26 protein-coding genes are annotated in these 26,841 nt (G+C 61.8%); 13 read left to right on the top strand and 13 right to left on the bottom strand.

The window, feature by feature from the left end:
* The first annotated feature begins 664 nt into the window (after positions 1-664).
* On the top strand, positions 665-1,486 hold the full coding sequence (locus IIC71_10010; protein MCH7669511.1) for a hypothetical protein: 822 nt from the start codon (positions 665-667) through the stop codon (positions 1,484-1,486).
* Between the two features lie 641 nt (positions 1,487-2,127).
* Positions 2,128-3,093: a Fic family protein gene (locus IIC71_10005; protein MCH7669510.1), complete on the top strand. Its 966-nt coding sequence runs from the start codon at positions 2,128-2,130 to the stop codon at positions 3,091-3,093.
* A 172-nt stretch (positions 3,094-3,265) separates the two neighbouring features.
* On the opposite strand, the gene IIC71_10000 is transcribed toward IIC71_10005, so the two are convergent.
* Complete coding sequence (locus IIC71_10000; GenBank protein MCH7669509.1) at positions 3,266-3,973, bottom strand: 1-(5-phosphoribosyl)-5-[(5-phosphoribosylamino)methylideneamino] imidazole-4-carboxamide isomerase; 708 nt, start codon at positions 3,971-3,973, stop codon at positions 3,266-3,268.
* A 109-nt stretch (positions 3,974-4,082) separates the two neighbouring features.
* On the opposite strand from IIC71_10000, the gene IIC71_09995 reads away from it, so the two are divergent.
* From IIC71_09995 to IIC71_09955, 9 genes are all read left to right on the top strand, one after another.
* Positions 4,083-4,382 carry a helix-turn-helix domain-containing protein gene (locus tag IIC71_09995; protein ID MCH7669508.1) on the top strand — a complete coding sequence of 100 codons (300 nt, stop codon included), beginning with the start codon at positions 4,083-4,085 and terminating at the stop codon, positions 4,380-4,382.
* Positions 4,383-4,451: 69 nt separating this feature from the next.
* Positions 4,452-5,303, top strand: coding sequence for an ATP phosphoribosyltransferase (locus IIC71_09990; protein ID MCH7669507.1), 852 nt, complete (start codon positions 4,452-4,454; stop codon positions 5,301-5,303).
* The gene (gene hisD / locus IIC71_09985) at positions 5,300-6,598 is read left to right on the top strand and encodes a histidinol dehydrogenase (GenBank protein MCH7669506.1); all 1,299 of its coding nucleotides are present in this window, start codon (positions 5,300-5,302) and stop codon (positions 6,596-6,598) included. The genes IIC71_09990 and hisD overlap by 4 nt, the downstream gene beginning before the upstream one ends.
* Complete coding sequence (gene hisB, locus IIC71_09980) at positions 6,595-7,179, top strand: imidazoleglycerol-phosphate dehydratase HisB (GenBank protein ID MCH7669505.1); 585 nt, start codon at positions 6,595-6,597, stop codon at positions 7,177-7,179. Before hisD ends, hisB begins: the two co-directional genes overlap by 4 nt.
* Positions 7,176-7,793, top strand: coding sequence for an imidazole glycerol phosphate synthase subunit HisH (gene hisH, locus IIC71_09975; protein ID MCH7669504.1), 618 nt, complete (start codon positions 7,176-7,178; stop codon positions 7,791-7,793). The genes hisB and hisH overlap by 4 nt, the downstream gene beginning before the upstream one ends.
* Positions 7,783-8,544, top strand: a complete 762-nt coding sequence (gene hisF / locus IIC71_09970) for an imidazole glycerol phosphate synthase subunit HisF (GenBank protein MCH7669503.1) — start codon at positions 7,783-7,785, stop codon at positions 8,542-8,544. The genes hisH and hisF overlap by 11 nt, the downstream gene beginning before the upstream one ends.
* The gene (locus tag IIC71_09965) at positions 8,541-9,149 is read left to right on the top strand and encodes a bifunctional phosphoribosyl-AMP cyclohydrolase/phosphoribosyl-ATP diphosphatase HisIE (protein ID MCH7669502.1); all 609 of its coding nucleotides are present in this window, start codon (positions 8,541-8,543) and stop codon (positions 9,147-9,149) included. The genes hisF and IIC71_09965 overlap by 4 nt, the downstream gene beginning before the upstream one ends.
* 10 nt (positions 9,150-9,159) lie before the next feature.
* Positions 9,160-9,660 (top strand): redoxin family protein, encoded by a 501-nt coding sequence (locus IIC71_09960; GenBank protein MCH7669501.1) that lies wholly within the window; start codon positions 9,160-9,162, stop codon positions 9,658-9,660.
* Positions 9,660-10,445 carry a prolipoprotein diacylglyceryl transferase gene (locus IIC71_09955; GenBank protein MCH7669500.1) on the top strand — a complete coding sequence of 262 codons (786 nt, stop codon included), beginning with the start codon at positions 9,660-9,662 and terminating at the stop codon, positions 10,443-10,445. The genes IIC71_09960 and IIC71_09955 overlap by 1 nt, the downstream gene beginning before the upstream one ends.
* Here the strand turns inward: IIC71_09955 and IIC71_09950 are convergent.
* Positions 10,438-11,106 carry a hypothetical protein gene (locus IIC71_09950; GenBank protein ID MCH7669499.1) on the bottom strand — a complete coding sequence of 223 codons (669 nt, stop codon included), beginning with the start codon at positions 11,104-11,106 and terminating at the stop codon, positions 10,438-10,440. The two genes, IIC71_09955 and IIC71_09950, sit on opposite strands and share 8 nt — an antisense overlap.
* Before the next feature lie 315 nt (positions 11,107-11,421).
* Between IIC71_09950 and IIC71_09945 the strand changes: the two genes are divergently transcribed.
* Both IIC71_09945 and IIC71_09940 read left to right on the top strand, forming a co-directional pair.
* Complete coding sequence (locus tag IIC71_09945) at positions 11,422-11,652, top strand: sigma-70 region 4 domain-containing protein (protein MCH7669498.1); 231 nt, start codon at positions 11,422-11,424, stop codon at positions 11,650-11,652.
* On the top strand, positions 11,642-12,538 hold the full coding sequence (locus tag IIC71_09940) for a hypothetical protein (GenBank protein MCH7669497.1): 897 nt from the start codon (positions 11,642-11,644) through the stop codon (positions 12,536-12,538). Before IIC71_09945 ends, IIC71_09940 begins: the two co-directional genes overlap by 11 nt.
* Before the next feature lie 112 nt (positions 12,539-12,650).
* On the opposite strand, the gene IIC71_09935 is transcribed toward IIC71_09940, so the two are convergent.
* The 11 genes from IIC71_09935 to IIC71_09885 form a co-directional block, all read right to left on the bottom strand.
* Positions 12,651-13,547: a hypothetical protein gene (locus IIC71_09935; protein ID MCH7669496.1), complete on the bottom strand. Its 897-nt coding sequence runs from the start codon at positions 13,545-13,547 to the stop codon at positions 12,651-12,653.
* Positions 13,540-14,112, bottom strand: coding sequence for a hypothetical protein (locus tag IIC71_09930; protein MCH7669495.1), 573 nt, complete (start codon positions 14,110-14,112; stop codon positions 13,540-13,542). Before IIC71_09930 ends, IIC71_09935 begins: the two co-directional genes overlap by 8 nt.
* Before the next feature lie 127 nt (positions 14,113-14,239).
* Positions 14,240-14,587: a hypothetical protein gene (locus tag IIC71_09925; protein ID MCH7669494.1), complete on the bottom strand. Its 348-nt coding sequence runs from the start codon at positions 14,585-14,587 to the stop codon at positions 14,240-14,242.
* A gap of 194 nt (positions 14,588-14,781) precedes the next feature.
* On the bottom strand, positions 14,782-17,499 hold the full coding sequence (locus tag IIC71_09920; protein ID MCH7669493.1) for a VWA domain-containing protein: 2,718 nt from the start codon (positions 17,497-17,499) through the stop codon (positions 14,782-14,784).
* Positions 17,496-19,301, bottom strand: a complete 1,806-nt coding sequence (locus IIC71_09915) for a BatA domain-containing protein (GenBank protein MCH7669492.1) — start codon at positions 19,299-19,301, stop codon at positions 17,496-17,498. Before IIC71_09915 ends, IIC71_09920 begins: the two co-directional genes overlap by 4 nt.
* Positions 19,298-20,161: a DUF58 domain-containing protein gene (locus IIC71_09910; protein ID MCH7669491.1), complete on the bottom strand. Its 864-nt coding sequence runs from the start codon at positions 20,159-20,161 to the stop codon at positions 19,298-19,300. The genes IIC71_09915 and IIC71_09910 overlap by 4 nt, the downstream gene beginning before the upstream one ends.
* The gene (locus IIC71_09905; GenBank protein ID MCH7669490.1) at positions 20,161-21,126 is read right to left on the bottom strand and encodes a MoxR family ATPase; all 966 of its coding nucleotides are present in this window, start codon (positions 21,124-21,126) and stop codon (positions 20,161-20,163) included. The genes IIC71_09910 and IIC71_09905 overlap by 1 nt, the downstream gene beginning before the upstream one ends.
* Positions 21,123-22,643, bottom strand: a complete 1,521-nt coding sequence (locus IIC71_09900) for an apolipoprotein A1/A4/E family protein (protein MCH7669489.1) — start codon at positions 22,641-22,643, stop codon at positions 21,123-21,125. The genes IIC71_09905 and IIC71_09900 overlap by 4 nt, the downstream gene beginning before the upstream one ends.
* On the bottom strand, positions 22,630-23,745 hold the full coding sequence (locus tag IIC71_09895; GenBank protein MCH7669488.1) for a hypothetical protein: 1,116 nt from the start codon (positions 23,743-23,745) through the stop codon (positions 22,630-22,632). The genes IIC71_09900 and IIC71_09895 overlap by 14 nt, the downstream gene beginning before the upstream one ends.
* Positions 23,742-24,680: an ABC transporter ATP-binding protein gene (locus IIC71_09890; GenBank protein MCH7669487.1), complete on the bottom strand. Its 939-nt coding sequence runs from the start codon at positions 24,678-24,680 to the stop codon at positions 23,742-23,744. Before IIC71_09890 ends, IIC71_09895 begins: the two co-directional genes overlap by 4 nt.
* Positions 24,677-26,689, bottom strand: coding sequence for a hypothetical protein (locus tag IIC71_09885; protein ID MCH7669486.1), 2,013 nt, complete (start codon positions 26,687-26,689; stop codon positions 24,677-24,679). Before IIC71_09885 ends, IIC71_09890 begins: the two co-directional genes overlap by 4 nt.
* Between the last annotated feature and the right edge of the window lie 152 nt (positions 26,690-26,841).

The raw sequence follows: 26,841 nt of genomic DNA, 5'->3' as shown, positions 1-26,841 counted from the left end.
CGTTGGTTGGGGCTGCCTGATGGAGATCTCAGCGAAGTGAAGAAGCCGTCTCCCCTCAGACGGTGGTGGATTCGTTCCAAGCATCCGGTGGAGTGATCTTCTGTCGGCACGGCGACTAGTCTGGCCAAAGTTGGAATCGAGATAGCGCGGTGCCGTCGGTCGACTCCGAAGATGCCCAGTTCCACACCAAGCGCATTTGGAATGGTCGCGCTGCGGCGGACAGACCGAGTGGCACCACATGGACCATCCTGTGCCCACCGCGACGGTCCCACGACCGAACGAATGGACTCGCCACTGCCGGCCACTGCCACCGTGGGCCAAGTCGATCGCTGTACTCCTCCAGAGACCCGCTTCCATTTCGATCCCTAGTCGGTGCGGTGAGGCCGACAGAGCAGCAGGCCCGGCGCGGACCTTCGGGACACGAAACCAGTGTTCGGATGGGCCGAGCGGGTGGAAAACGCCCCGGAACCTGTGTGCGCGAACCTAGGACACAACATACTTGCGACCTTGAAGCGGCGTGACGCGTCCTGTCCCGCGCCGCGACGTTCATCGGTCGCGGACACCAGCCGCCCCAACCATCATGCTTAGCCTCCGGATTGCCGTCGGACGGCTCCACGTTGACGCAAATCCCCGCTGCAGCGCTGCCGCCGACAACAATGGCAGCATGATGACCCCTGAATTCGACATCAGCGAAACAGCACCGACTCGTGCGGGCAAGACGACCGGATCGGTTCTTTCTGGCCTGCGGGGGGGTATGTACCTATCCGGTGCTGGCGTGGCCGGCACTATGGCCGTTGAGCTGTCCCTTGCCGAGAGTTGGTCGGCCCCGTCTCGCGTTGCCGCAGACGCCCTGGGCGGGTTCGCCGGAGTCATCATCCTGATTGGCGGCCTGTTCGTGTGGGGCCTGATCCCTGCCCTCCAGGTTCAGCGAGACAGCGCCCGGGAGCGTCTGAAAGAAATCAGAGCGGCGGCCAACACATATGCCCTTGTGCCGACCCTTGCAAGCACCGCACCGGTTGGCCACAACGCTCTTCTCCGGGTCAGTGTCCACAATCAAGGGCGCGGTGCCCATTTCGCCGTCGTTATCGAGCGAATCGACGGAACCGACGAACCCCTACTTGATCCGTACTCTCCGCTCTACTGGATGAGCAGAAAGGGTGTACTCGTTGAAGAGATACCGCCGGGCGAAGAGCGGCTGATCGGCGTCGGTTATATCACCACCGAGGAGAGCGGCCTCCGGTTCACGCCATTGGCACCCAACGGCGAGGTGTACGGTAGAAGCTATCGGCTCAGTAGGGGGATAACCACAATCTGGCTTCGGGTGTCCGTGCGAGAAGTCGCAGAGATCGGCTACTCCAGACGGATCGGCGTCACTATCGACTGGTCGGAGGGAGGAACTGAGTATTCGGTCTCATTGGCTACGGACCCTGAGGACGCCGAGGTTACATCAATGGTTCCCACGATCGGGAAGCTGCTCGACTTCTGACCCGGTGTCGATTCGTGGCCGCGATTACTCGTCGGATCCTGCGTGAGAGGGTCCTGAACGTAGAGATTCGACTCGCGGAACCGGCACACCAGCGACTCTCACGGCGGTCGTGTCTGGCCGAGACAGGGTCCTAGAAACTACTCCGGCCGATGAGATGCATGGTTGATACGCGCCACGTCGGTCGCCGCGACCCCAACCTTACGTCGCAACGCTCGAGCCGCCTCCGCCAGGCACGCGCACTACAAAACCACTAGAGAACTAGGCTGCTTGGAGACACCGTACCTGGAGGCGACTATGACACCAGCTGAAGCACGCCATTACGCAGATCCCGTGGCCGTTGCCAAGCTCGATCAAGCCCTCGCGTCGGTGAAGAGGGGCGACATCCACCCGCACCGATTAAAGACCCTACGCGACCGACGACCTCGCCGGGCTTGAATCCAGCTCGAACGGCTGATGCCGAGGGGGCCCACTGCCGAAGCCCCAGCGTTTCAGCAACTCGTGCGTTCCGACAATAGCGTTCGGTGCTCGCATCCACCAGCGAAGGTCCTAGACCGCGCCTCGATCGGTGAGTCCGACGACGGGAGGACGAGGGCTTTAGAATACCTACGATATTCTGGATTTAAAGAAAGCGTAGGAATTCGATGCCGAGGGGTCGCCCCACAACCGAACAGCTACTGGCCCATGTCGATGCGGAGACTGACCTCCTGAAGGATCGGTTCGGCGGACTTCCGCACCGCCTCGAACTTGATCATGTGCTGCGCGAAATTTGGCTACTCGAAACCCACCACTCGACTGCGATCGAGGGCAGTTCGCTCACTCCTCAAGATGTCGTCGCTGTCGTCGAGCGCAACGAAGCGCGGGGCACACTCGAGGAAGCACTCGAAGTGAAGGGCTACTCAGACGCCGCTGGATGGGTCTACGACACAGCACCCAACACACCACCCGGAATCACGTTGGCGACGGTTCGAGAGGTTCACCGCCGTGTGGTCGGACCCGCGTGGGCAACGTTTCCGCCAGTCACCAGAGATACGCCCGGAGCGTTCCGGCAGACCGGTGTTTCCGTAGGGGGTGGTCGACGGGTTCAGCTATCTGCAGCACCAGCCGTTCACGCTGATATGACCGACTGGGTATCCGCCGGAAACGCGCCCGCCGATGGTCACCCGATCCTAAGAGTCGCCGAACAGCATGCTCGTTTCGAGCGCATCCATCCCTTCACCAACGGGAACGGACGAGTTGGGCGTCTGCTGGCCAACTGGGGACTTGTCCAAGCTGGCTACCCGCCGATGATCATCCGATACCAGCAACGCGATCGCTATCTCCGTGCACTCGAACGTGCGGACGAGGGGAACACCAATGGCCTCGTGGAACTCTTCGCCAGAGCCGTGAGCGAATCGATCAACAGATTCATCTTGCCCGGGCTCGCCGGTGACGCTCGGATCGTTCCACTCCGAGCGTTGGCGGAAGGCAGTTCGTACTCGTCTGACTACCTTCGCCAGCTCGCTCTGTCGGGTCGGCTTCGCGCCGTCCGACACGGATCACTCTGGCTCAGCTCGCGGGCGGCGCTCCAGGAATACATGGACGGCCGCAGTCCACGCGGCAGGCGTTAACCCGCAGTTTCAGCATCGACCGTCAGCAGAGCTACCGATCGGTGTCGATTCACCGCTCCACCGACACAGATCGACGCGTGTAGCAATGAAGCTCGTACCGCAATCGAAGAACAGGTGCTCTGACTCGCGACAACGATTCCCGCCGGCGCAGCGCTCAAGCCGCGAGCGGGGTCTAGAGAGCGAGTGCATCTTGGAGCGTGAAGACCTTTTCATACAGCGCGCGGCCGACTATTACCTGGGGGTAGCCGAGGCGGTTGAGGGCTTGGAGGTCGTCGAGCGAACCGACACCGCCCGAGACAATCAGTTGGAGATCGGGGGCCGACTCTTTCACGACTTCGATGACATCGGTGTTGGGACCGCTCAGCATGCCGTCACGTTCGATACCGGTCACCAGACACCACCGAACACCACGCTCCGCAACCGACGCGGCGACGTCACCGACGGGTTTTCCCGCATCGAGCCAGCCGGCACCCTGGGCCATACCGTCGCGGACATCCAACGCAGCAACGACACGATCTGGTCCCAGCCGGTCAACCAGCTCGGCCAGTACGTCAGGGTCCCACACCGCCGCCGAACCGAGAACCACCCGGGCGGCACCGAGCTCGGCAGCACGGACCGCATCGTCAACCGTGCGCAACCCTCCCCCGGCCTGAAACGTCACCCCACACGCCCCGAGACCCTCCCACAGCCCAAACGACGGCTCCCCCGACCGTGCGCCGTCGAGATCGACAACGTGCACGAGGGCAGCACCCTGCTCGCTCCAACTGCGAAGCTGGGCCGCGGGATCGGTGCCGTAAATCGTCGCAGCGTCATAGTCGCCTCGTTCGAGACGCACGACATTGCCGCCGAGGACATCGACTGCGGGGAGAATCTGAATCACGCGCCTCTGCTTTGGGTTCGAGTGAAGAGTCAAGAATAGGGCTTGACATACCGTTGTAGTGTTTTAGCATGTTAAAACACTGATGCGGAAACGTCGAAAGCGATAGCCGATGGCCCTGCCATACGAAGATTGGAAAACCGAAGACGCCGATGCGTTGCTTGACGCCATCGTCACGCTCGGATCGCGCGAGGAAGCCTCGCTGTTTTTCCGCGACTTGTGTACCCGCCGAGAACTGGAAGAAATGAGCCAACGCTGGCGAGTCGTGCGCATGCTCAATGAGGGCACACCGTATCGGGAAATCGCTGCCGACGTCGGCACGTCGACCGCCACGATCACCCGCATCAACCAATGGCTTCACCACGGCATGGGCGGATACTCGGCGATGCTCGACAAGCACTCCAAGGGGTAAAGACCCCCACCTTCACCCCGAGCGCCGGCTAGCGGCCGCTCTCCAACACTCTCCCCGAGGAACAACCCGATGACAATACGAATTGCAGTCCCCAACAAAGGACGCCTTGAAGAGTCCGCAACCGCGCTGCTCAGAGCGTCCGGCATCAGCTTCGAAAAGGGCGACCGTGCTCTTTCGGTGCCCGCAAAGAACGCCGACATCGAGATCTTGTTTGTCCGCGCTGACGACATCCCTCAGCTTGTCGCATCGAGTGTGGCCGATGTCGGGATCACGGGCATCGACCTCGTAGCCGAAAGCGGCGCCGACGTGACGATTGCGGGGGAACTCGGGTTCGGGAGCTGCACATTGACCGCCGCAGTGCCAACCCGCTCAGAAATCACGTCCGTGGACGAGTTTGCTGGAAAACGCATCGCCACCGCTCACCCAAATACCACGGCAAAGTTTTTCGCCGATCAGGGCGTCGATGTAACGGTGGTTCCTCTACGAGGGGCCGTCGAGGTCGCACCAAAGCTCGGCATCGCTGACGTGATTGTCGACCTTGTGTCGTCGGGAAGCACCATGTTGACCAACGGTCTTCGCCCCGTTGCAACCATCCTCGAATCCCAAGCCGTTGCCATCACACGCCCCGACGCCTCAGACGACCCGGCGGTGGAGCGTCTCATCACGATGATGTTGTCCGTGGTGGCGGCCAAGACCATGCGGTACGTCTTGATGAACGCCCCGGGTGACTCGGTCGACGCCATTGCAGCGCTCATCCCGGGGCTCGACGCTCCGAGTGTTGTGCCGCTCTCTGGAGATACCGATGATGTCGCTATCCACTCCGTCGTCCGTGCAGACCGCCTGTGGGAAGCGCTCCCCCTGCTCAAGAAAGCCGGAGCGTCGGGAATCCTTGTCCTCCCCATCCAGCAGTTCATCGCATGATTACACCAAGGCACTCGTTCGACCTCGATGCGGACGACGACGTCGCGACGTTCATTGAACGCTCTAGCGTTCCCGACGATGCCGTGCGCAAGGAGGCGTATGCCATCGTTCAGGATGTCCACCTTGGTGGTGATGCAGCACTGATATCGGCCGGCGAAGGCTTTGGTGGATCGCTTGCTGACGGTGCTCTGACCATTGCGCCCGACGTGCTCACTCAGGCGTGGAAGGATGCGGCGCCCGAACTGCGAGACGCCATCGAGGCAGCCGCATCCAATATACGCGAATGCCACTACCCCCAGCGCCCGACGGACAGCGTCGTCACACCGGTGCCCGGAGTGGAGGTGGCGCGCCGCTGGTCCCCGCTGGAGCGGGTGGGCGTTTATGTCCCCGGTGGGCAGGCGGCGTACCCGTCGTCGCTGATGATGGGCGTCATCCCTGCCCAAATCGCCGGTGTTGCCGAAATCGTCGTCATCAGCCCCGCCGACACACACGGTGTCGTCTCCCCCGCAACACTCGCGGCGGCCGGATACCTCGGGGTGACCGAGTTCGTCGTTGCCGGTGGAGCCCAAGCGATCGCCGCCCTTGCGTACGGAACCGAGACGGTGCGCAGGGTCGATAAGATCGTCGGGCCAGGCAACGCCTGGGTAACCGCGGCAAAACTTGCGGTGTTCGGGGCTTGCGGTGTCGATCTGCCCGCCGGTCCCAGCGAGGCGGTGGTGCTCACCGATGCAACGGCGGACCCCGTGATCGTCGCTGCTGATTTGTTGTGCCAGGCCGAGCACGGCCCGGACTCGCCCGTCGTCCTCGTCTGCGATTCAACAGAGACGGCCAACTCGGTACTCGAAACAGCGACCACGCTGCTCACCCGGCTCACCCGGTCTGACACGATTGTTGCCTCCCTCGAGAACTACGGCGCAGTCGTTGTCGGAACAAACCTGGACGACCGCATTGCGTTCATAAACAACTACGCCCCCGAGCACGCATCGATCCACACCGCCGACGAGACTGCGGTAGCCGACCAGATCACTCGTGCCGGGTCAGTGTTTGTCGGCGCGTGGAGCCCCGAATCGGCCGGTGACTACGCCACGGGAGCCAACCATGTGCTCCCAACTGGTGGCCTTGCTAGGTCGTACGGTCCGCTCTCGGTCGACGACTTCGGCTCTTACCGCCAGGTGCAAACACTTACCCGGGAGGGTCTCAAAACCCTCGCCCCCACAATCACCGCGTTGGCCGACGCCGAAGGCCTCGACGCCCACGCACTCGCAGTCACCATTCGTTTCGAGGAGCAGACATGACTCGCATCGCCACCATCCAACGGACAACCAAAGAAACCGACATCTCGTGCACGCTCGACCTCGACGGCACAGGTGAAGTCACCGTATCAACCGGAATTGGTTTCTTTGACCACATGTTGACGGCGTTTGCGTACCACGGCATGTTTGACTTGACGTTGGATTGCAGCGGCGATCTCGACATCGACGAACACCACAGCATTGAGGATTCCGCACTCGTGCTCGGTCAGGCCGTAGCAGACGCACTCGGCGACCGGGCCGGCATCGTACGGTACGGCGACGCTTCGGTCCCGATGGACGAAGCATCGGCGACCGCGCTGATCGATGTTGGAGGACGTCCGTACAGCGTTATCGACATCCCGTTGCGAGGGTTACGAATGGGCACCATGTCGACCCAGATGGTGCCCCACGCCCTCGAAGCGTTCGCCCGCACCGCCGGTGCGACACTGCACATCACCGCACAGGGCACGAACGATCACCACATCACCGAGGCCGCCTTCAAGGCGTTCGGCCGTGCCCTGCGCACCGCTGTTGCGATCGACCCGCGGCGCAAGGGCGTCCCGTCGACCAAAGGCACGACATGACCTCAATCGCGATCATCGATCACGGTGCCGGCAACCTTGTGTCCATCACGCAGGCGCTCACCAGGGTCGGGGCGACACCATTCATCGTTGAGACCCCCGAGCAAGCCGCAACCGCGGACGCGCTCGTGCTACCCGGTGTCGGCACGACAGGTGCTGCGATGGCCACCCTCAATGAGACTGCGTGGACCGACGAACTACGAACCACGGACCGACCAGTGCTCGGTATCTGTGTCGGCATGCAACTCTTTGCGGACTGGTCAGAAGAAGATGCGACAGCCACTCTCGGTCTCGTCCCCGGAGTAGTAAAGCCAATCGAATCAGCGCCACAGCTTCCCCACATGGGGTGGAATGATGTCACGCACACCAATGATCCCCTCTTTACGGGGGTTCCTGATGGTGCGCTGATGTATTTCGTCCACTCGTTCGTCATCGTGCCTACCGACTCGGCGACCGTAATCGCAACCGCCGATTACGGCACTGTGTTTCCCGCAGCGCTGCGGCACAACAACATCGTTGGAGTCCAGTTTCACCCCGAGCGATCGGGGTCGGCGGGCGCGACTCTGCTCGACAACTTCGTGCAATCCGTCGCCAAAGGAGCGAACCGTGCTGCGTAAACGAATCATCCCCTGTCTCGACGTCCGCAACGGCCGGGTCGTCAAAGGTGTCCGCTTCGAGAACCTCACCGACGAGGGTGACCCGGTCGAGCTTGCAGCCCGTTACAGCGCAGAGGGTGCCGACGAGATCTGTTTCCTCGATATCTCGGCAACCCTCGAGGGACGCACCACCATGCTCGACATCGTACGTCGAACGGCTGAGAAGATCTCGATTCCACTCAGCGTCGGCGGTGGGATCGATTCGGTAGACACAATGAAGGCTGCGCTGCGCGCCGGCGCCGACAAGGTCGCCATCAACTCGGCGGCGGTCGCCAACCCTGCCCTCATCACGGAATGCGCCGAGGTTTTTGGCAGACAGTGTGTCGTCGTTTCGATCGACGCCATGCGCACCGACACAGGTTGGGTTGTCCGCACTCACGGGGGCAGCCGCGAGGTTCCGCTCGACGCGGTCGAGTGGGCAGCGGAATGCGAGCGGCGAGGGGCTGGCGAGCTGCTCATCACCGCCATCGACCGCGACGGCACCTACAGCGGGTTCGATCTCGAACTGCTCGCCGCGATCCGTGAACGCACCACGATCCCAGTGATTGCGTCCGGTGGTGCGGGGACCGCACGTCACTTCGTGGAAGTTCTCCAGGCCGACCTCAGCGACGCAGCTCTTGCAGCTTCAATATTTCACCGTGGCGAAATCGCCATCAGCGAAGTGAAAGATGAACTGGCGGCGGCGGGTGTGCCGGTGAGGACGACGGTATGAAAGCGGAAACGCTTCGTTTTGACGACAGTGGGCTCATCCCATGTGTCGTCCAGGACAACCTCACGGGGGCCGTCCTCATGGTTGCCTGGATGAACGCCGAGGCCGTCGATCTCACCCAAACAACCGGCGACGTACATTTCTGGAGTCGGTCGCGCAACGAACTGTGGCGCAAAGGCGCAACCAGCGGAAACACACTTCGCCTCGTGTCGATCACCGAAGATTGTGATGCCGACACGCTGCTCGTCCGTGCGGTCCCCGCTGGGCCGACCTGCCACACCGGTGCCACCACCTGTTTCGGCACGGGTAGTGACACCTCTGAGCTTTCACGTCTCTTCGCAACGATTGAGGACCGCATTGCGGATCCGCCTCCAGACTCGTACACCGCCGGCCTGGTCGCTCAGGGAATCGACGCGGTCGGCAGGAAAGTGACAGAGGAAGCCACAGAGGTCCTAATCGCAGCAAAGAACCATGACTCGGGGAATACCGAAGATGACAATCTTGCTGAGGAAGCTGCGGATCTGGTGTATCACCTGTTCGTGACCCTTGCCTCGCAGGGCGTGTCGCTCAATGAGGTACTTGAGGTTTTACATCGCAGGGCAACCTAGGATCAACATCGTGAAACGCACCGTCCGAATGTTCATATTGTTGGCGGCCTTCGCCGTCATCGCCGGTGCGTGCTCCAAGACCCTCAGTGCCGATGCAGCCGCTATCCCCGACCTGCCACCAATCAACGGTGATGAGCTTGCGGCGCACATAGCCGCGTCGGATGTCCCGGTTGTGGTCAACCTGTGGGCGTCGTGGTGTGGGCCGTGTCGTTCGGAGGCGCCGCTGCTAGTCGAAGCCGCAGCCCGCTATGGGGACGCGGTGGAGTTCTACCTGGTCAACGTCAACGACACGCAGTCCGCCGCCAAAGGCTTCATTGCAGAATACTTCGGCGACGCTAACTTCACCTACGGGTTTGACCCACGGTCGACGACCCGTCTGATGGCCAACATCGGCAACGCCCTGCCCGGGACCGCGGTCTTCCTCCCTGGCGGCGAGAGAATCACCTCGCACGCAGGAATCATCGACGAACGGGCCTTGGTCCTCCTGGTCGACGAGGCGTTGAACCGCTAATGGAGTTCACACTTCTGATCGCCGCGGCGGGTGCCGTCGCCGCACTGCGTCTCGTGCTGTACTACGAAGCACCACGTGGAAACGCTGCGGTCGATTGTGCCGGTCGCCTTTTTGATGCGAGCCTGTCGGCGATTTTTCTGGGTCTCTTGATCGGTCGGTTGTGGTCGATGGTCGACGCCGGTACCTCACCATTCGCACGCCCGGGAGATGTGCTCCTCGTCCGCGGCGGCGTTGCCACCGGACCGGCGGCGTTTGTCGCCCTAGCAACGTTTGCGTGGATCATGCGAAACGACATCTGGTGGGCCATCGACTCGGTGGCACCCGCTGCGATTGCGGGCCTCGCCGGGTGGCACGCAGGCTGCCTTGTCACCGGTTCATGCCTCGGCAAGATCACATCGCTCCCCTGGGCACTATCCGAACCCGGCAGCACCGTGACCCGCCACCCGACAGAGCTGTACGTTGCCATCGCCCTGGTCTTGGTCGCCGGGGCTCTCGTCCTCTGGAAGATGCGAGACCGACCCCCACCGGGTGTGATCGGTGCCGTTGCCCTCATCGCCGCCGCTGGCGCCCGTCTGGCGACTGAGCCCCTCCGCCTCGCACTAGGCAGCCCCCCGACTCTGTGGTACGCCGCCGGTGTCGTCGTAGGTGTTGCGCTAGCGGTGTGGCGTTACCGGCCGACCCTTCTGTTCTGGCGTCCATCTGTGCACCATGGTGCACAGATGGACGCTAAAACAGAAAGTCTGGACGCCAGAACACAGAAGTCGAGCCGCTCCGCTCCTAAATAGGCGGCGTTGGCCGGGTTGCTCTTCGGCGGACGCTCGCCACCCGCCGAATCGACGTGCGCCGGTCCCGACTGGCCGCAAACAAGGCCACAACCAATCCGGCAGCGATAGCAACTGCCCACAAGGCGTAACCAAGCACCGTGGATGGGCCGGCGGTCGAAGCGGCCAGATCCGCCGACTCTGAGTTCGCCAGGCCTGGCACGCCCAGGCTGGTCAGCGTGTCCTCAAGCCCATCGGGAGCAGCGAACCAACCCTCGACACCGGGCCCCCAGTCTGCCAGGCCTTCTTGAGGAGGCGTATGGATCAGGCTGCCACGTTCGACGTCGAGGTAGAGGAACTGACGAATCGTGCGTCTATTGTCAATTTCGCCGACCAACCAGCTGAGCACATACACGGGACCCAACGTGCGGCTTGGCTCAGCTATTGGAAGTGGAAGATCACCTGTGGCGTACCACAGCCCGGATTGTTCCATCAACTTGACGAGCGTTGCTGTATCGGATCCGATGAGCTCGATCGGCGTGTCGATCCCAGGTCCCTCGATGGTCACCGAACCCGGGCCCTTCGCATCGGCGGGACCCGCGAAAGCCATCACGGCGATAGCTGCGACGACTACAGCAACCGCCCCCGAACGCAGTCCGAAGGGTGCGAATATTCTCCTCAACATCGGCATCTCGACCTCACTGTTCCAAGATCATCGTAACAAACGCAGCAAAAATGCTTGATGGTCGTCGCCAACAACGCCCCGCGAACCGCCGCGACTCCCCGGAGCGCGAGGGTATTTAGCCCCACCAGGCACCGAAGGTTGTGATGACCGCAGACCGAGAGTCGTCAGCAACGATTTCGTGACTGTCGAATGGGACTTGGACACGAGGCTGCGACTACGGACAACGAACGGACGGGGCGTCAGGGCTAAGTGTTGTCTTTGCGGCGGGTCCGGGCCGAGGCGTCGGCATTGCGTCGATTCGGTCGACCGTCTCCGGTGCCTGAACAAGTGCCCGCACACCATGACGCGTTCTGGGCCGAGGTAAGAAGACTCCCGAAGCGTCAGTCCCAGGTCATCGCGCTCTTCTACATCGACCAGCTATCTGTCAAGGAAATCGGCGAGGTCCTTCAAGTGGCAGAGGGCACGGTCAAATCATCTCTCCATCAGGGACGAACCCGCCTCGCGCGGCAACTCAAAGCGAAAGGCCGGTTCTCCGATGAGCCTTGACAGTGAGGGGTTCGATGCTGGCCGAGCGGTGCGTGACGCCTCAAGGGATCTCGAAGGCTCAGCAGTTGGCGAGCCGCGGTCGCCTCAGAAACGGATCGCCCAGATCGCTGGCATCGGAGTATTCGTGGCTACGCTTGCCCTCGTGGGCATCCCCCTGTTATGGCAAGTCGGTCGCACAGCACCACCGCTGGCTGCCAGCACCCTGCCATCAACGGGCGGCGCGGTGTCGACGTCAACCGAAGTCTCTGCGCAGAAAGACGCACAGCAGGACCTCCGACTCCTCGACGGCGGCTCCCTACGAGTAGTAGTTGACCACCCTGTGAAATTGCAGAGCTACTCGTTCTTTCACGACTTCCCTGGACTCGGCGGCGAACGTCTTGTCACCATCACCGCGACCGGCGGCGCAGCGGAACTCGCCGAAACAGAGTCGGTCACAGAGGACGAGCGCCTCACCGATAGCGCCACGATTTGGGGCCGCGCGGGCAATCCGATGTTCCTCTCGGTCGATCTTGGTTCATGGACGGCATGGCTCGGCATCGGCTCAGACACAGATCGTCCTACCGACAACGCTCTCCTTGGAGTCGTCGATCTACTCGCGGGCACAAGTGACGACCGTGGCGTAACCCTTCCTGCGCTGCGTTTTGAGTACTACGAACTCAACCTGGTCAGTACGGATGGCGGAACAGTCACTGTGCGTATCGGGGAGTGCTTCCAAGAGTCCATCCCGGGCGCCAGCACCATCGAACACGCGGTTCGAGGGCCACTGATTCGCGGAGATCACTACGCGTCATGGTGTGACAACGATGCTGTCGTAGAGGTGACAATCGATGGATCTACCCAGTTCGTGAACATCTTTGTGGACACGCTCAGCCTTACGTTCAGCTAGAGCGGCTCCTTCTCTCATGACTTCCGAGACATGCAGCGGGTCTTGCGGGACGAAGTCTCCGCCCAAAGGCGCACCCTCAGACACGTCGCCAGATCCAGCGGCGGCGTGGCGGCTAGGTTTCGCCGCTAGCTAGCAGGGCGAACTCGTTTGTCGCGAACTCCTCGACAAGGTCGAACACATCTGCGCCTGGGACGAGCCTGGGCGTATCAATACCGAGGTTTGCGAGGTCACTAGATGCATCCCGAAGTACGTTGCGGGCGGCCACCGAGCGCACGATCTCGCCACCATCGGCGAGTTCGTCGTACGACATTTCCATGTTGAGACCGATGAGCATCACCGATGCGGCGCGGCACAATGAGAGAAAGCTAAGCGATACCGTCGGGACCGGCCCAAACAACGTAGTCCAGGCGATAGGATCGCGGAGGCGATATGCAATCGCACTCCCTTTTGTGACGCCCACCAGTAGGCCAGCGGAGGCCATCTGTCCGGCTGCCGAAGCCACACTTCGTTTGGAGTAGCCCGCTTCACCGGCGAGGTCGGCAGCGGTCGCCGGAAGGCGCATGGGTGCCGCCAGCATGATCCGGATGATTTCGCTTTTGACGCTCACGCCGATCCCGGAGCGCAGCCGCAACACGAGCTGCTCGCCCATGGGGTGGTCGCCTCCTTTCGGAACTACCCTTGCTGTGACCTGTTTACCGGCGCCGGGCCAACGTCTACCCGTGACAATGCCGAGTTCTTCTGCGTATTCGGTCCATGCTGAGGTGTGGGGCCATGTGTCAAGCAATCTGCCAATCCGTGTCCGCGAAACGAGGTGGCCATGGCGGCTGACCCATCGCAACGACTCCTCGTGCAGACGAGGGTCCCTGTCAGAAAGCGCGCCGGTTAGCAACAGCAGCGCCTCTGGGTCGACCGACCAGGAGCGATGGGCGCTACCCCAGGTCCCAGCTCCGAGGGCACCCCAGCCACTCCACGCAAGGGTGGTGACGGAGTCCTTGAGTCGGCTACTCATCGTCGGTTCCGCCGAGGGTTGCTATGACAGCGTCGAGCTCGTGAGTGAAGTCGGGCGACGGGTCGTGAGTTGCACACCACGCTGCGGCCCGCATCAACTCTTCCCCCGAAGGCCCCAGAACCTGCAGATCGGCGAAATGCTTGCTGTGTGGTCCCGAATCGGCGGCGGCATACAGTTTGAAATGGATCTGATCGATGCGGTCGGCAATCAGTATGGTCAACGTGTCGAATCGACGCACAGCAGCACGTTCGGTGAATCCGGACGGCAAGCCGAGATCTACAAGCGATGCCGGGCCGAGATTCAGCCATGTCGGACCCAATCCCAAAGCAGCACCGACCTCGGTAACTGCAACGCGAACCGGCTCCGGCAGTTCTCGGGTGCGGACAACCTCGCCGTCAACAACAGTTCCTACAACATCGACATCCTGGGTGGCCCGACTTGAGTACCCCATCAGAAGCAGCGCCGAACCACCAACTATCGCAACGTCGAGGTGCTGGCGGCGCGACGCAAGAAGCGCTCCGAGAGAGCGCAACGCGTGCTCAACTTCTTGTACACCGAGGTCCATACGGGTACTCTACATGCTTGAGTCGAGCATGTGAAGTACACGTTTCGAGCGCGTGAACTGCTTGCGCTCGCACACGAAGGGCGACTCGCCTCGGTTCACGGCCAGGCGGGTCGAGGGCACCCGGTGATTAGAGCCCCGGAGGGCCGCGCAGAAGAGCGTCGTCTGGTATCAGCTCATGACACCCGACAGTGAGCAGCAACCACACCGTGTGCGCCCCGCTCCCAGGTTGGGCCGGGCCGATCATCTCATCGGCGATACGGCCAGCGACCTCCCAATCCCACCCACCCTCGTTGCATGCCCGGGCTGCGATCGCCACCCACTGCGCTTCGGTAATGTCGGTTCGTCCGGTGTTACTCACACCCATACTCGCAACACCGGCACGTTTGTCGGCTGGAATGTCGTAGGCACTCGACCCACACGATATTGCAACCATTGCTCCGGCGAGTATTAACGAGATATATATTCGTCGATTCATTTCCCTCCCAAGGCCCGGCACGTTCGACCGGACGGTTCAGCGCGCGCACCTTGCCGACGACACCGCAATCCCATACTAATGCAGCAAATCACCTCTGCGCGTTCCGAATACATCCGCCATGATCGGCAGAACTCTCCACGTCTGGCGCTTGCTCGTGCGATATGCGGTACGAGCAAGCGCCAGACGCCGGATCATCAATCGTCTTTACGGCGGCGGCGGAGTAGCTGGCCCAGGGTCTCTTCCTCGGAGTGAATCTCACGCTCTTGGGTGACCGTCGGGGCGTCGCCTTCGCCGTCGGTGCGGATCGCCTCGACTGGGGCGGTTTGCAGCGACACGGATTCTTTCCATATCGCAGCGTCACCACGCTGGACCACCAACCGGCGCAGAACAACGTCGGCGAAGAACAGCACCAGCGCAAGCAACACCAGCAACGGAGCAAGGTCCGTGTCGGTTGTGCCGCGTTGCGGTGCGAGATCCCACACCCCCGCCGCCGTCGGATCGACACGCCCATCGGTCAGCTCCGTGATATCGGGCAGCAGGGTCGGGTCTGGGTCCCGGAACGCAAACTCATCCGAGTATGGTGCGACAAGAGCTGCCGCAGATTCCGCAAGGACACCATCGGCGCCTGACACCGACACCGCTACCCAGTAGGCGCCGGACTCTGTTGCCCGGACCGCACCGGAGTATTCACCGTTGCCGCTGCGGGAGAGTGGCACAACAAGAAGCTCGCCACTCGGTGCACGGACCTGCGCAGTCGCGACCGCATCCGACGGCATGACGCCGGGTGTGTACGTCACCTCAATCTTGCCGTCTCGGTACACAAGCGATGGAGAAGCATCCAGCGAACCGGGCAGCGTGTCGCGCACAAGCGCCGTCCAGAACTCCGCGTATCCCTCCCACGCAACCCACGAGTCTGACCACCGGGTTGTCGCATCAGAAGCCCACACCGAAACTCTGCCAAGACCGCGCCGCCATGAAGCAAGCAGCGGATCGCCAGGACCGATCTCAAGTGCAACCGCGGCGGTGCTCTTGGCTTTCGTAAGCACGTAGCCACCGAGCGGAGGTGCACTCGTCAGACCCTTGGTGACCGCTGACACGGCGCCGAGCGTTGGGAGGAAGACACCTTCGGCTACCAACGGTCGGGACACCCGAAGCGTCTCCTCGACGAAGATCTCGGGTATGGCCTGCAGGTCACGGCCCGGGTAGTACTGACCGCCACCGATGCCGGCAAGACGCCGGAGCGTTGTCCCGGTACCCTCACCGGTCGCAAGGACCGACAGCGTCACCCCCGCGTTTGCAATCTTCTGCGCAATCGCCAAAAGCTCCGGGTCCTCACCCCATCCATCGGTGAACAACACAAGGTGCTTGATCTCCTCGGGTGCGGTGAGTACCTCGGCGAGGGCGACTTCGAGCGCCTGCGAGATCTCAGTGTCACCCTCAGGGCGCAGTGACCCAACGGCCGCCTTCACCGTTGCATCATCGGGTTTCAGCCCGAAAGGCAGCGCCCAGCGCGTACCTGAGGTAAACGCGAGGACACCGATGCGGTCGTCGTCGCGTAAGGCGCCAATCGCAAGCTCAGCGCCAGCGCGCGAAATATCGGTCTTGTTGACCCCGCCGCCCTCTTGGCCAGGATCCATAACACCGTTGCCATCTCCGCAGTGGCAGTCCGCCATCGAACCGGACGTGTCGATGACGAGCACCTCAGCAACCGGCTGCCTCCGCACGAAATCGTCTGGATTGGAAATCACCGGTAGCAGATCCTCGAGGGCAGACTGCTGGTAGCCGCCAAGCCCGAAGGCCTGGTCTCCACCTACAACGACAAGGCCGCGACCGAGGTCTTCCACATATCTTGTCAGCCTGGTCACGTCCGCGGCTGCAGGCGCAACGACGTTTACCAGCACGACACCGTCGTACCCTGCAAGCGCCTCGTCGGAGGGGATTTGGGTACCGCGTTTCACGATCACATCGTTTGCGCTGAGCGCTGCAATGATCTGATCAGCGTCTCCGGCCTTTCCCTCGACGACCCAAACCGACGGTGACCCGAGCACTCTGATCCCGGCCTCGCCAACGTTGTTCTGCGCAACGCTGTCGCTGGCGGTCTCGATCGTGACCTTGACGCGTGCAAACCCCGGTTCAGTCACCTGAATGTTCGCCGTAACCGTCTGTGTGCCACCGACGAGGTCTACTGAAAGTGTCTGCGGAGAACCCGAACCGTCGTCGACCGTGACTATTGCGGGTCCGGCAATGCTCGACTCGATTTCGATCTCGATGCTGACATTGTCGCCAACCCGCGCCGTAGCCGGTGCCTTCACAGATCTGATCAGAACATCGGACCGGATCGCGGCCGTGAGTTGGACAACATCTACCACAACTCCATTCTCGCCAAGAACTGCGCTCACCTCACGTGCGTTGCCCGCGGTGTCCACGCCATCGGTGATCAACACGATCCGCCGCGAACCCTCGGTTGGAAGCACCGCGCCAAGCGCGACAAGGGCGCTGCCGATGTCGGTCGCCGACGCATCAACCACGCTCGTAAGGTCGCCGAGTGTCATCTGCTCACCGATGGCTGAGTCGAGCTTCACATCAGCGCCGAACACCGCGACACCCGAGCGGTCAAGCGCACCCTGGAGACCGAGCGCCTCACGAACGAATGACTCCTGTGCCGCCCTCGCATCGGGTCCCACAGACGCAGATCGGTCAAGCAGGAACACCACAGTGCGTTGATCTGATCCAGACGAGATCGTCGGCTGAGCGAGCGCTGCAATGAGGAGCACCACGCCGATGACCCGGAGAATCTTGGCCACCCTGAACTGTCGTTCGGAGACAGTGCGGTGTCCCCTGCGTGCGACCCACAGAACCAGCGCAACCGCGGGCACTATGCCAACAAGCACCAGCGGCGTACCGAACCTCATGCCGGTACCCGGCGTGGTGCGAAGTTGGGACGCCCGAGAGCAACCCACCACTCGGCAAGCATCACGAGCAGCAATGCGGCGACGACCCACGCGGCACGTTCTCTCGTCAGGAACCCGTCCTCCAGGGCACTGTCCGCCGCGGCATCTCCGCCGGTGTGTTGGAAGAAGGAGCCTTCGGACTCTGACGGCCAAAACTGACGGGCTGCAACGTAGCCCCCAACCGACTCACCCTCGGCCTCATACACAACGGTGTAGAGGCCGGGATCGCCGGTGGCGGTGAACACCCTGCGTTGTGCGCTTAGCTCAATGCGGTCACCGTCCGGAGTCGTGACAACCGGTACCGAACCTGGAGGCGCAACCAGCGTCAAGGGTGTACCAGCGGGGGCGGTTGCTGCAGTCGACAAGCGAGACCCTGCCAGATAGTCCATGATGCGAGCACCGAGAATTGGGAACGCGACCTGCACCGGCAAGTTCGAGCGAACAATATCGAACGTGAAGTAGACGACACGCTGACCCTCAACATCTCCGATCAGTATCAACGGGACGTTGCCTGCTGAAACGATTGGAAACCAGCCGGGCGCTTCGACGATGGCGGCCTCCGCAATGGCCAGGTTGGACAGGTCGACACCCTCTAGCAGAGGTTCGGACGGTTGCACCGACGTGACAACCGGCTCGTCAATACGCCCAACGACCGTCACCCCAGCGGGCGGCACCGTTGGGCCAATGACCCACGTCGGACGGTCGATTGTCGCGGCCGACGCAACATCGATGACAAGGATGTCGGCCTGCCCTGTGGTTGCCGGGACCACATCTGGCAGCGCTTGCAGCAGTGTTTCAAGGAACGGCGAGCTTTCGCCGACCACAGCCGAAGTCACCGTTGTCGCTTCCCCGAGCACGATGACGGAGGAATCGTCGGCGGGCAGGGCATCGTCGGCGCCGACTAGCCTCGCCTCGATTGTCTGACCCGGCCCGGCGTCGACCGGGACGACGCGCGACACGCGTTCCGCGGGAGCGAGCGCTAGGACCTCCGTGTTGATCGGAAGCCCGTCGACAAGCACTTCAAGCTTTACCTCTTCGTTGCGTGCCGAATAGCTCGTGACCTCGATGAACACGCGAGGTAGGCCCTGACCGGGTACGTCGGTGTTGAGGGCGGTTATGGCAACGTTGTCGCCGACGGCGTTCACAAGAATGTGGCGGACCGAACCCATCGGACCCGGAAGCGCGGCTTCGTCATCTCCATCGGAGACCAGCAGGATGGACGATGCCCGGTCGGGTGTGGACAGACCTCGCGCAAGTGTGATGGCGGCGCTGAGATCGGCCTCGCCGCCACCCGGTTTGAGACCCTCGACCGCCGCACGGACAGCGTCTGGGTCGGAGGTAAAGGCCACGACCACGCGCGGGACGACGCCGGCCTCGACAACAGACACGAGCTGTTCCTCAGATACGTCGTTCAACGTATCGAAAACAATTGACGTTGTCTTCTCCCAACGCCCGGCAATCGCCATCGAACCCGACGTGTCGACAACCCACACCGTATGAGGCCCGAGAACCGTCTGTACACGGTCGAACGGACGGGCAAGAGCCAGCGCGAACAGGATCAGCGCGAGGATTTGAAGTAGCAACGCCGCCGTGACCGTTAGACGCTGCCACGGTACCGCTGCTGAGACGAACTCGTCTTCGTCCCCCCAAAGCATCACGGACGGCACCTCGACCGTGGAGCGGCGGCTGCGCAGCATGTAGAGGACAATCAGCGGTACCGACAGAGCAGCGGCGGCGAGACCCAATGGCGCCAGCAGGTTCATCGCACCGCCCCCGCACGCACAAGATGGTCGAGCCCGGTGCGTAAGGCGGCCGCGTCGGCACGTACAAAGGCGTAGGAGAACCGAACCGATGCCGCCACGTTCTCGACCTGCTTGCGGAAATCTTCGACCTTTGCGACGTACCTCGCCAGAGCCTTTGCGGATAGTGAAACGTTGCGCTCGGCGGAGTTCTCAGCGTCGCGCAGCGTGAGGTCACCGGTCAGATCGGGATCCAGTTCAGACGGTGCCAGCGTGTGGAGAATGATGCCGCCACCACGCGAACCGAGCATCTTGATTGCAGTCTCCCAACCAGGTTCGAGCAGATCGCTAACTACCACAAATGGCCCGCGCAGAGATGTCGACGCCGCCGCGGTTCGCGCCGCCTCAACGAGACCACCTTCACCTTCGGGTTGTATCGCCTCGATAGCCGCCTCAAACTGCGGCCAAGAAGAACGGTGCCTAAGCCACGGACCCTGCGTCGTGCGACCCGTCTTGCCGGTCGACATCAGCCTCACCCGGTCACCACCGGTGAGTCCCAAGTAGGCGACCATCCCGGCGAGCTCTTGGGCGGTTCGCCACTTGCGGCCAAACTTCATGGAGCCACTGGCGTCCAAAACGATGCGTAGCGGCATCTCGTCTTCTGCTTCGAACAGCTTGATCAACACCACCCCAAGGCGCGCCCAGAGGTTGTAGTCGATGCGCCGGAAGTCATCACCCGGGGTGTATTCGCGGTAGTCGGCGAAATCCATGGACTCGCCAAGGCGCGACGACCGATTTGTCCCGGTCCAGATCCCACGGACCCGGCCACCGGAAACGACTGCAAGGCGGTCCAGACGCGAACGCGTGTCCGTGTCGAGGATCACTAGTCGACCGTCGGAGCTGGGTGGGCCTCAAGGACATCGGCAACGAGGTCGTCGGCCGAAACGCCGTCAACGGCCGCTTCGTAACCGAGCACCAGGCGATGTCGGAGCGCAAGTGGTGCGGTGAAATGGATGTCATCTGTCGTGACGTGCGTGCGGCCTTCTACCAGTGTGCGTGCTTTGGAACCGAGGATCATTGCCTGGGCGCCACGGGGACTCGCTCCGTAGCGGACGTATGTCTTCACGCGCTCGGGTGCAAGCGGCGAGTCTGGGTGAGTTGCCGAAATCAACGTCGCGGCGTAACCCAAGAGGTGCGACCCGACAGGAGTCTCGCGAACAAGCGCGAGCATATCAATGAGGTCTTCTCGCCCCAACACCGGCTTGACTTCCACGACCTCGGTACCGGTCGTCCTCTCCAGAATGCCGACAATGTCATCCTGCGGTGGGAATGGGACCAGTACCTTGAACAGGAACCGGTCGAGCTGTGCCTCCGGGAGAGGGTATGTACCTTCCATTTCAATCGGGTTCTGTGTCGCCATGACAAAAAACGGCCGCGGCAGTGGATGTGTAACACCGCTCAGTGTCACTTGGTGTTCCTGCATTGCTTCGAGCAAGGCTGACTGAGTTTTTGGTGTGGCGCGGTTCACTTCGTCCGCGAGCACAACGTTGGCGAACACCGGACCGCGATGAAACGAAAACCCGTCGCCTTTGAGGACGTTGGTCCCAATGATGTCGGCGGGCATGAGATCGGGCGTGAATTGGATCCTCCCAAACGCCACGCCCAGCGCGTCGCCGAGTGTCTTGAGGAGCAGTGTCTTACCGAGACCCGGGACACCTTCGAGCAGGACGTGGCCCTCGCTGAGGAGTCCGAGAAGCACCGAACGGACAAGGTCTTCCTGACCCACAATCACCCTGGACAGCTGTTGTTCTAGCTCTTCCACTTTGCAGGCGAAATTCTCTGGGGTCATGGTTCTAGCTCCGTAAAGTAGGTACGTATCAAGTCTTTCAGCGATGCCGGAATGGACAGTGTTTCGAGAGAATCGTTTGCTGTGCGCTGATAGTCTGCGTAACGGTCGGTGTACGGGGCGAGAGGAACGTTGGCTTGGCCACCCTCACCCTCGGCTTTGCCGGTGATTGTCCCATCAGGGTTTTCAACACCGAACCGCACCTGCACCTCATCGCCACGCTGCCCTCCGGTCGGGTCGTAGATTTCCGATCGGGCGGGGTCCTTGGCGGCATCCTTGTCCCCGAATGCCGGGCCGTTGACCTGATTCCCGGTCCCACTGCCTGGTTGCTGGCTCGAAGCCCCACCACCGCCCGAGCCGCCCCCTCCCCCGCCGCCACCTTGACCTTGGCCCTGCCCCTGCCCCTGCCCCTGCCCCTGCCCCTGCCCCTGCCCTTGCCCCTGCTGTTGCTGCTGTGCGTTGGATACACTTTGCTGCGCGTCGCGAACTGCGGCCGAAGCCATTGATCTGTCCTGCTGCGCCGCGACTCGGACTCCTGCGGCCTGGACCGCATCAGCGGCCGCGGCGACAGCGTCAGCGCCGCCACCGCGAGACAGCTCGTCGGCGGCCTTGTCTAGAGCATCAGACAGCGCACTCGACGAGCCGGCCGTATCGTCCGCGAGCTCTCGAAGCCGTTGGACCGCTGCCGAACGGTCAGCTTGCGACAGCGTGTCGGCGTTCTCTGCCAGATTCTGCAGCTGCTCTTGCGCCGTTGCACCCTCACCCAACGGCGATTGTGCAATCTTGTCCTCGAGACCGGCGAGCGCGGTCTTGAGGGCCAACGCTTGGTCGTCGGTGCCCTCGGCAAGGGCCTGTCTCGCCTCGGCGAGTGTCTCCATTGCACGTTCGAGGTCGGGCGCTTCGCGCAATTCCTTGGCGGCCTCGCGTAGCCTTTCGCGGACTTCGGGCGTCCCGATTTCGTCCGCGACAATTTCGATCTCGTCAGCAATCTGGTCCACGACTTGCTCAACGTCCTGTCTGCGTTGCAGTTCAGCGTCCGCTTGAGACGCAGGCACCGCAAGAACCACAGACGCAACCAGAGTTAACGCAGCTAACGCCAGCAGCTTCGGTTGTGGCGACCAACGGCCAAACTCGCTCATCGATCGGCCATCAGCCCAAGCCGCGGCGCCGGCGACCTGCAATTCGGCAAGCCGCCCGGTCTCTCCGCGACCGACAAGATCCAGTGCAGTTGAAACTCGGTCGGCGCCGTCGAGTCGTTCATCGACTGCTAGAGCCGCCACCCGTCGTGTCGGACGGCGTGTAATGCCAACTCCGACGGCTGCCAGCACTGCCGCCACCACCAGTCCAAGGGCGAACCGCTCTGCCCACACCAGCACAACGATGCGCGCCACACCGAGAACAATCGCAGATACTGCGCCTGCAACCGCAAGCAACACCACTGCGCTGTCGAGGGACCTCTCAAGCCTGATCCTCCGCACTGCACCGGAAATCAGTTGAGCGAGCGATTCAGGAAGCGGCACCTGCCCGCCTCCTTCGTCGGCTACCAAGCGTGCGGTCGCTCGCTGTTGGCACACGAACTGAACGAACAGTCGCCCACACTGCAATCCACGAGATCCCCACCATCAAAAGCACGTAACCCATCCAAATGTCCCCCCGCTTTCGCACTATGGAATTGTCACCCGATCCGAACCCCTGCCCAAAGCCCACTCCTGGCCTACCGATAAAGTCACCTACAAAACCGCCGTTGACCCCCTCGAAAAACAATTCCTCCTCGAAGCCTCCACCAAACTGGCCACCGTATGGGTTGAACGCGATGCCTTGCCGCTGCAGCAGCACACTTTTTAACCCCTCGTATGCCCCATCCCCGCCGGGTCCGACCTGGAGTTTCAAAATGTCTGTGGTCGAATCGACCAGGGCGAGATATGGGTTGAACCAGACCGTCACCAATTCGCGGCCGTCATCCTGGGGCAGAACCCCGGTGTACACCGTTGTCGATTGGGGGCCGTCGACAACGGTCCCTTCTACCACAAGCGCGGCCGTGGACCCCACCACAAGAAAACCTACCAACAGATATGCCCCGACGACCGCCGACTGTGTGGAGCGGGCGCGCGCTGAGCGCCACACGCTGACGGACGCAACGGCGTATCCAGTCACTGCAATAATCAGCATCCCCCTCATGACATCGCCAACCGCGGCCCCACCCATGGCGAATGGGATTGCAAACAGAGGCAATGTTGTGACTACGAGAAGCGCCAGGTAGGCGACTGCTGCGTTCACCTTGCCAAGAACGATTTTCGTCGCCGACATCTGGCTGACCTGGAGCAGCTTGAACGTTCGGCGCTCCTTTTCTCCAATAATCGAAGGTGCCGCTTGGGCAGGAACGATGAAGAGCACAGCTGTGAGCAGCGAGAGCAATAGCACATGAAATATCAGCCGGCCTGCTGATTGCGTTATGACGCTCGGAGCGAGGGCGATCCCGAACACGGACGTCGACGACTGACGCGAGGCGGTGTACGTCAGCCACACGATCGACCCGAACACACCGATGAACAGAGACATCACAACAGGTGTCCGGAATGTCTGAAAGCGTTCGCGCATTTCGCGTAGAGTCACTGGGTTCATGTCTGGTCACCTGATTCTCCGCCGGTGAGCTTCATGAAAATGCTCTCTAAGCTTTGGCCGTGGTAGGACCACTCGACGATCGGCAACTCGGCGCCGATGGCACGACGGAGGAGATCGGCGCCGACGGCCTCATCGCCGGTGAACTTGAAGTCACAGACGTCCCGCTCGACCATCACAGAACCGACCTCGGTCTGGTCCCTCAGCCAGCGCTCGGTCGTTTCAACCGCCGAAACGTCAATGCGGACACGGATGTTTCGAGTCCCCGCCGCATCACTCCGCAAGCTCTCAACGGTCCCATCGACGACCACCTTGCCGTGATCAATGACAGCAAGATGCGAGCACATGCCCTCCAGTTCCGACAGGATGTGGCTCGATATAACAATCGTGCGACCCATGCGGTTCAGTTCGGAAATAAGCTCTCTCAGGTGGATGCGGGCCCTGGGATCAAGACCGGAGGCGGGCTCGTCGAGGATCAATACGGCAGGATCGTGGACGAGAGCACGTGCGAGCGACAAGCGCTGTTTCATCCCTCGCGATAGGCCGTTGACATCGGCGTCAGCCTTGTCTTCAAGATCTACCAGCGCGAGGAGATCTGCAACAACGGCGGCGCGAGCTTGCGACCGCACAGATTGAGTTGCGGCAAAAAAAAGCAGGTACTCCTTTGACGTGAGTCCGTCGTAGACACCAAAGAAGTCGGGCATGTATCCAATTGAAGCCCGGACCGCCTTCGAGTCTGTTTGGGGATCATCACCGGCGACCCGCACCTTGCCCCCGTCACGTTTGAGCAACCCCGCCATAATGGACATCGCGGTGGTCTTCCCCGCCCCGTTAGGTCCGATGATCCCGTACACCGACCCTTCCGGAATGTTGAGATCGGCACTGTCCAACGCCTTGAGCGGACCGTAACTCTTGGTTACCGATTCCAACACGATCATGACCCGGCCACCCAGTCGAGTCGAAAGCCGTCTCTAGAACCCAGCCCTACTTGCCCCTCCTCGAACTGGTCGCCGCGGCCGCCGCGTGCGAGCACGTACCCATCAGGTCCGCGGTACTCCTCCAACACAATTGTGTCGTTGCGACTCACCCCGTCCCAGACGCTCGTCGACCAGTTGAACAGCTCAGAGTTGCTGATTGGCCGGATGACTTTCGCCGTCGTCACCGCGTCTGGTACGTCGAAACGCACGACAATCTCTTCTGCACCGTAGATGTAGTACGACCCGAAGTTCAGTTCAATAAACTCAGCGCCCAACGCCCGCACAAGTTCAGGTAGGGCCGAACCAGCACCACCGCTTGCTATCCCTGCATCAAACTCCCGAACAAGCACGGCGACCCCCTCAACGGTCTTCGGCTTACCGCTGACTGATGTTTCGATGCGGTAGTTGTTCGACACCCCGAACACGAAAGCCTTGTTGGCGTCGCGCAGGGGAGCAACAGATTCCATTGCAGGGGACAAAGACTCAATCTGCCTCCAGCGGTTCTCAGGGTTTGGCATCGTCCAAATTTCGACACCGCTGCGGTCGACGGCCTGGTTGAGGATCCCCCACTCTCGCAACGACGACAGGCGCCCCTTCAATACGGCGGTCTCGCCGGACTCTAGGGTCTCACCTGACACCGCAAACTCCCCGCCCACGATCACCCCCCATATCCACAATGTTGCCCCGCTGTTGTTGGCCACCGTGTACACACCGCTGACCTCAACGACCGAGAGGCCCGTCCCTCCCGGGATGTCAACGGCGGTAATTTGCGCGGAACCGACACCGGCTTCGACGAACTCAAATCTCAACGAGTCAGCACCTTGCTGTTCGGCCGGCACCGTCGAGATGAATCCCCCCGATGACGGTGCGACCGACCACGAAGATGAGCCATCCAAGGTAACGGTCCGGCCGCCTTTGGCCGACACCACGAGGGAGCCGTTGCCGACAGTCCCAGCGTCGCTTTCATACAGCGCAACGGCGCTGGTGAAAACCTCGGCGTCCACTGACTTTTGGCCTACCACCAAGAAGGCTACGAAAAACACCAGGCTCGCCACGGGGATCGTCACCCACGCCAGTTCTGGTCGGCCGACGCGGCGCAATAGGAGGAAGTTCACCGGCCCAACAAACAACGCAAAAAGGGCGATTCCCGAGACGAGCCAAGGCAGTGCAGGCACTGAAAACGGTCGAGCCGATACCGCAGCCACGTCGAGTGATCCGGCGTTCGGATCGAAGTACGTGACAACGTTCCCGACACTTGGCGTGTCGATGAACACACGATCCCAGCCATCCTGTTCGAGCAAACGGGTGTCAGCAACGACGATCCGACCCGATCCAATATCGGCGGCGTCGACGAACCCTCCCGCAAAGTCCTCGCTCAACGATTCGACATCACGCTGTGCAGCCACGAGGACGCCGCCGGATCTGATCCATGCAAGGAGCGCGTCACGGTCGTCGGTGGAACGGTCAACGAGGGCGCCATCTGCGGCGACCACGTATGCCACCGCGGTGTTGAGATTCGAAAAGCCACTCGGTTGCTCACCGACGGTAAAGAGGTCACGTTCAAGGGGGAACGATCGTGCCTGCCCGAGGTCGATAGCGCCGACCACCGCGACAAGGATTGCATCACCCGGGGTGCGTGTCTGCAACGTTTCGGTGGCGACAACGGCGGTCGCCTCACCAGACGTGTCAACGAGTCTGAGAGTTACCCGGCGCTGTTCTCCGACCGGAGGAATCCGCAGGGTGATTGACTTGGAGCCACCTGCCGGGATTTCGATCGACGCCGACACTCCGAGGACGTTTGCCTCCAGTCGACCATTGAACAGTTCAGAACTGGTGACAATGACACGCAGGTCGAAGGTCTCCAGGGGATTGACGTACGCTCCGTACCCCGCTTCAAGCTCGAGGGTGGCTGTGGAGTCCTGGGCGATGGCCGCGGGCCCAATGGCGGCGACAACGAGCGCCACACCCATACCAGCGAACAACCTCCGAAGACTTCCCACACCCATATGACGCCACCACAGCGCTCTTGGTTCCCAGCAAGTCGATTCTGTTTGGGACATCTGCTCCCCCATGTGCAACCATACCTCACTCGAATTTAGGCTACTACGTCCCCGAGCCTGCA

Source organism: Acidobacteriota bacterium (assembly GCA_022562055.1).
Lineage (GTDB): Bacteria > Actinomycetota > Acidimicrobiia > Spongiisociales > UBA5794 > BMS3BBIN02.
The sequence above is the reverse complement of the archived record's forward strand: the minus strand, read 5'-3'. Positions and strand labels throughout refer to the sequence as shown.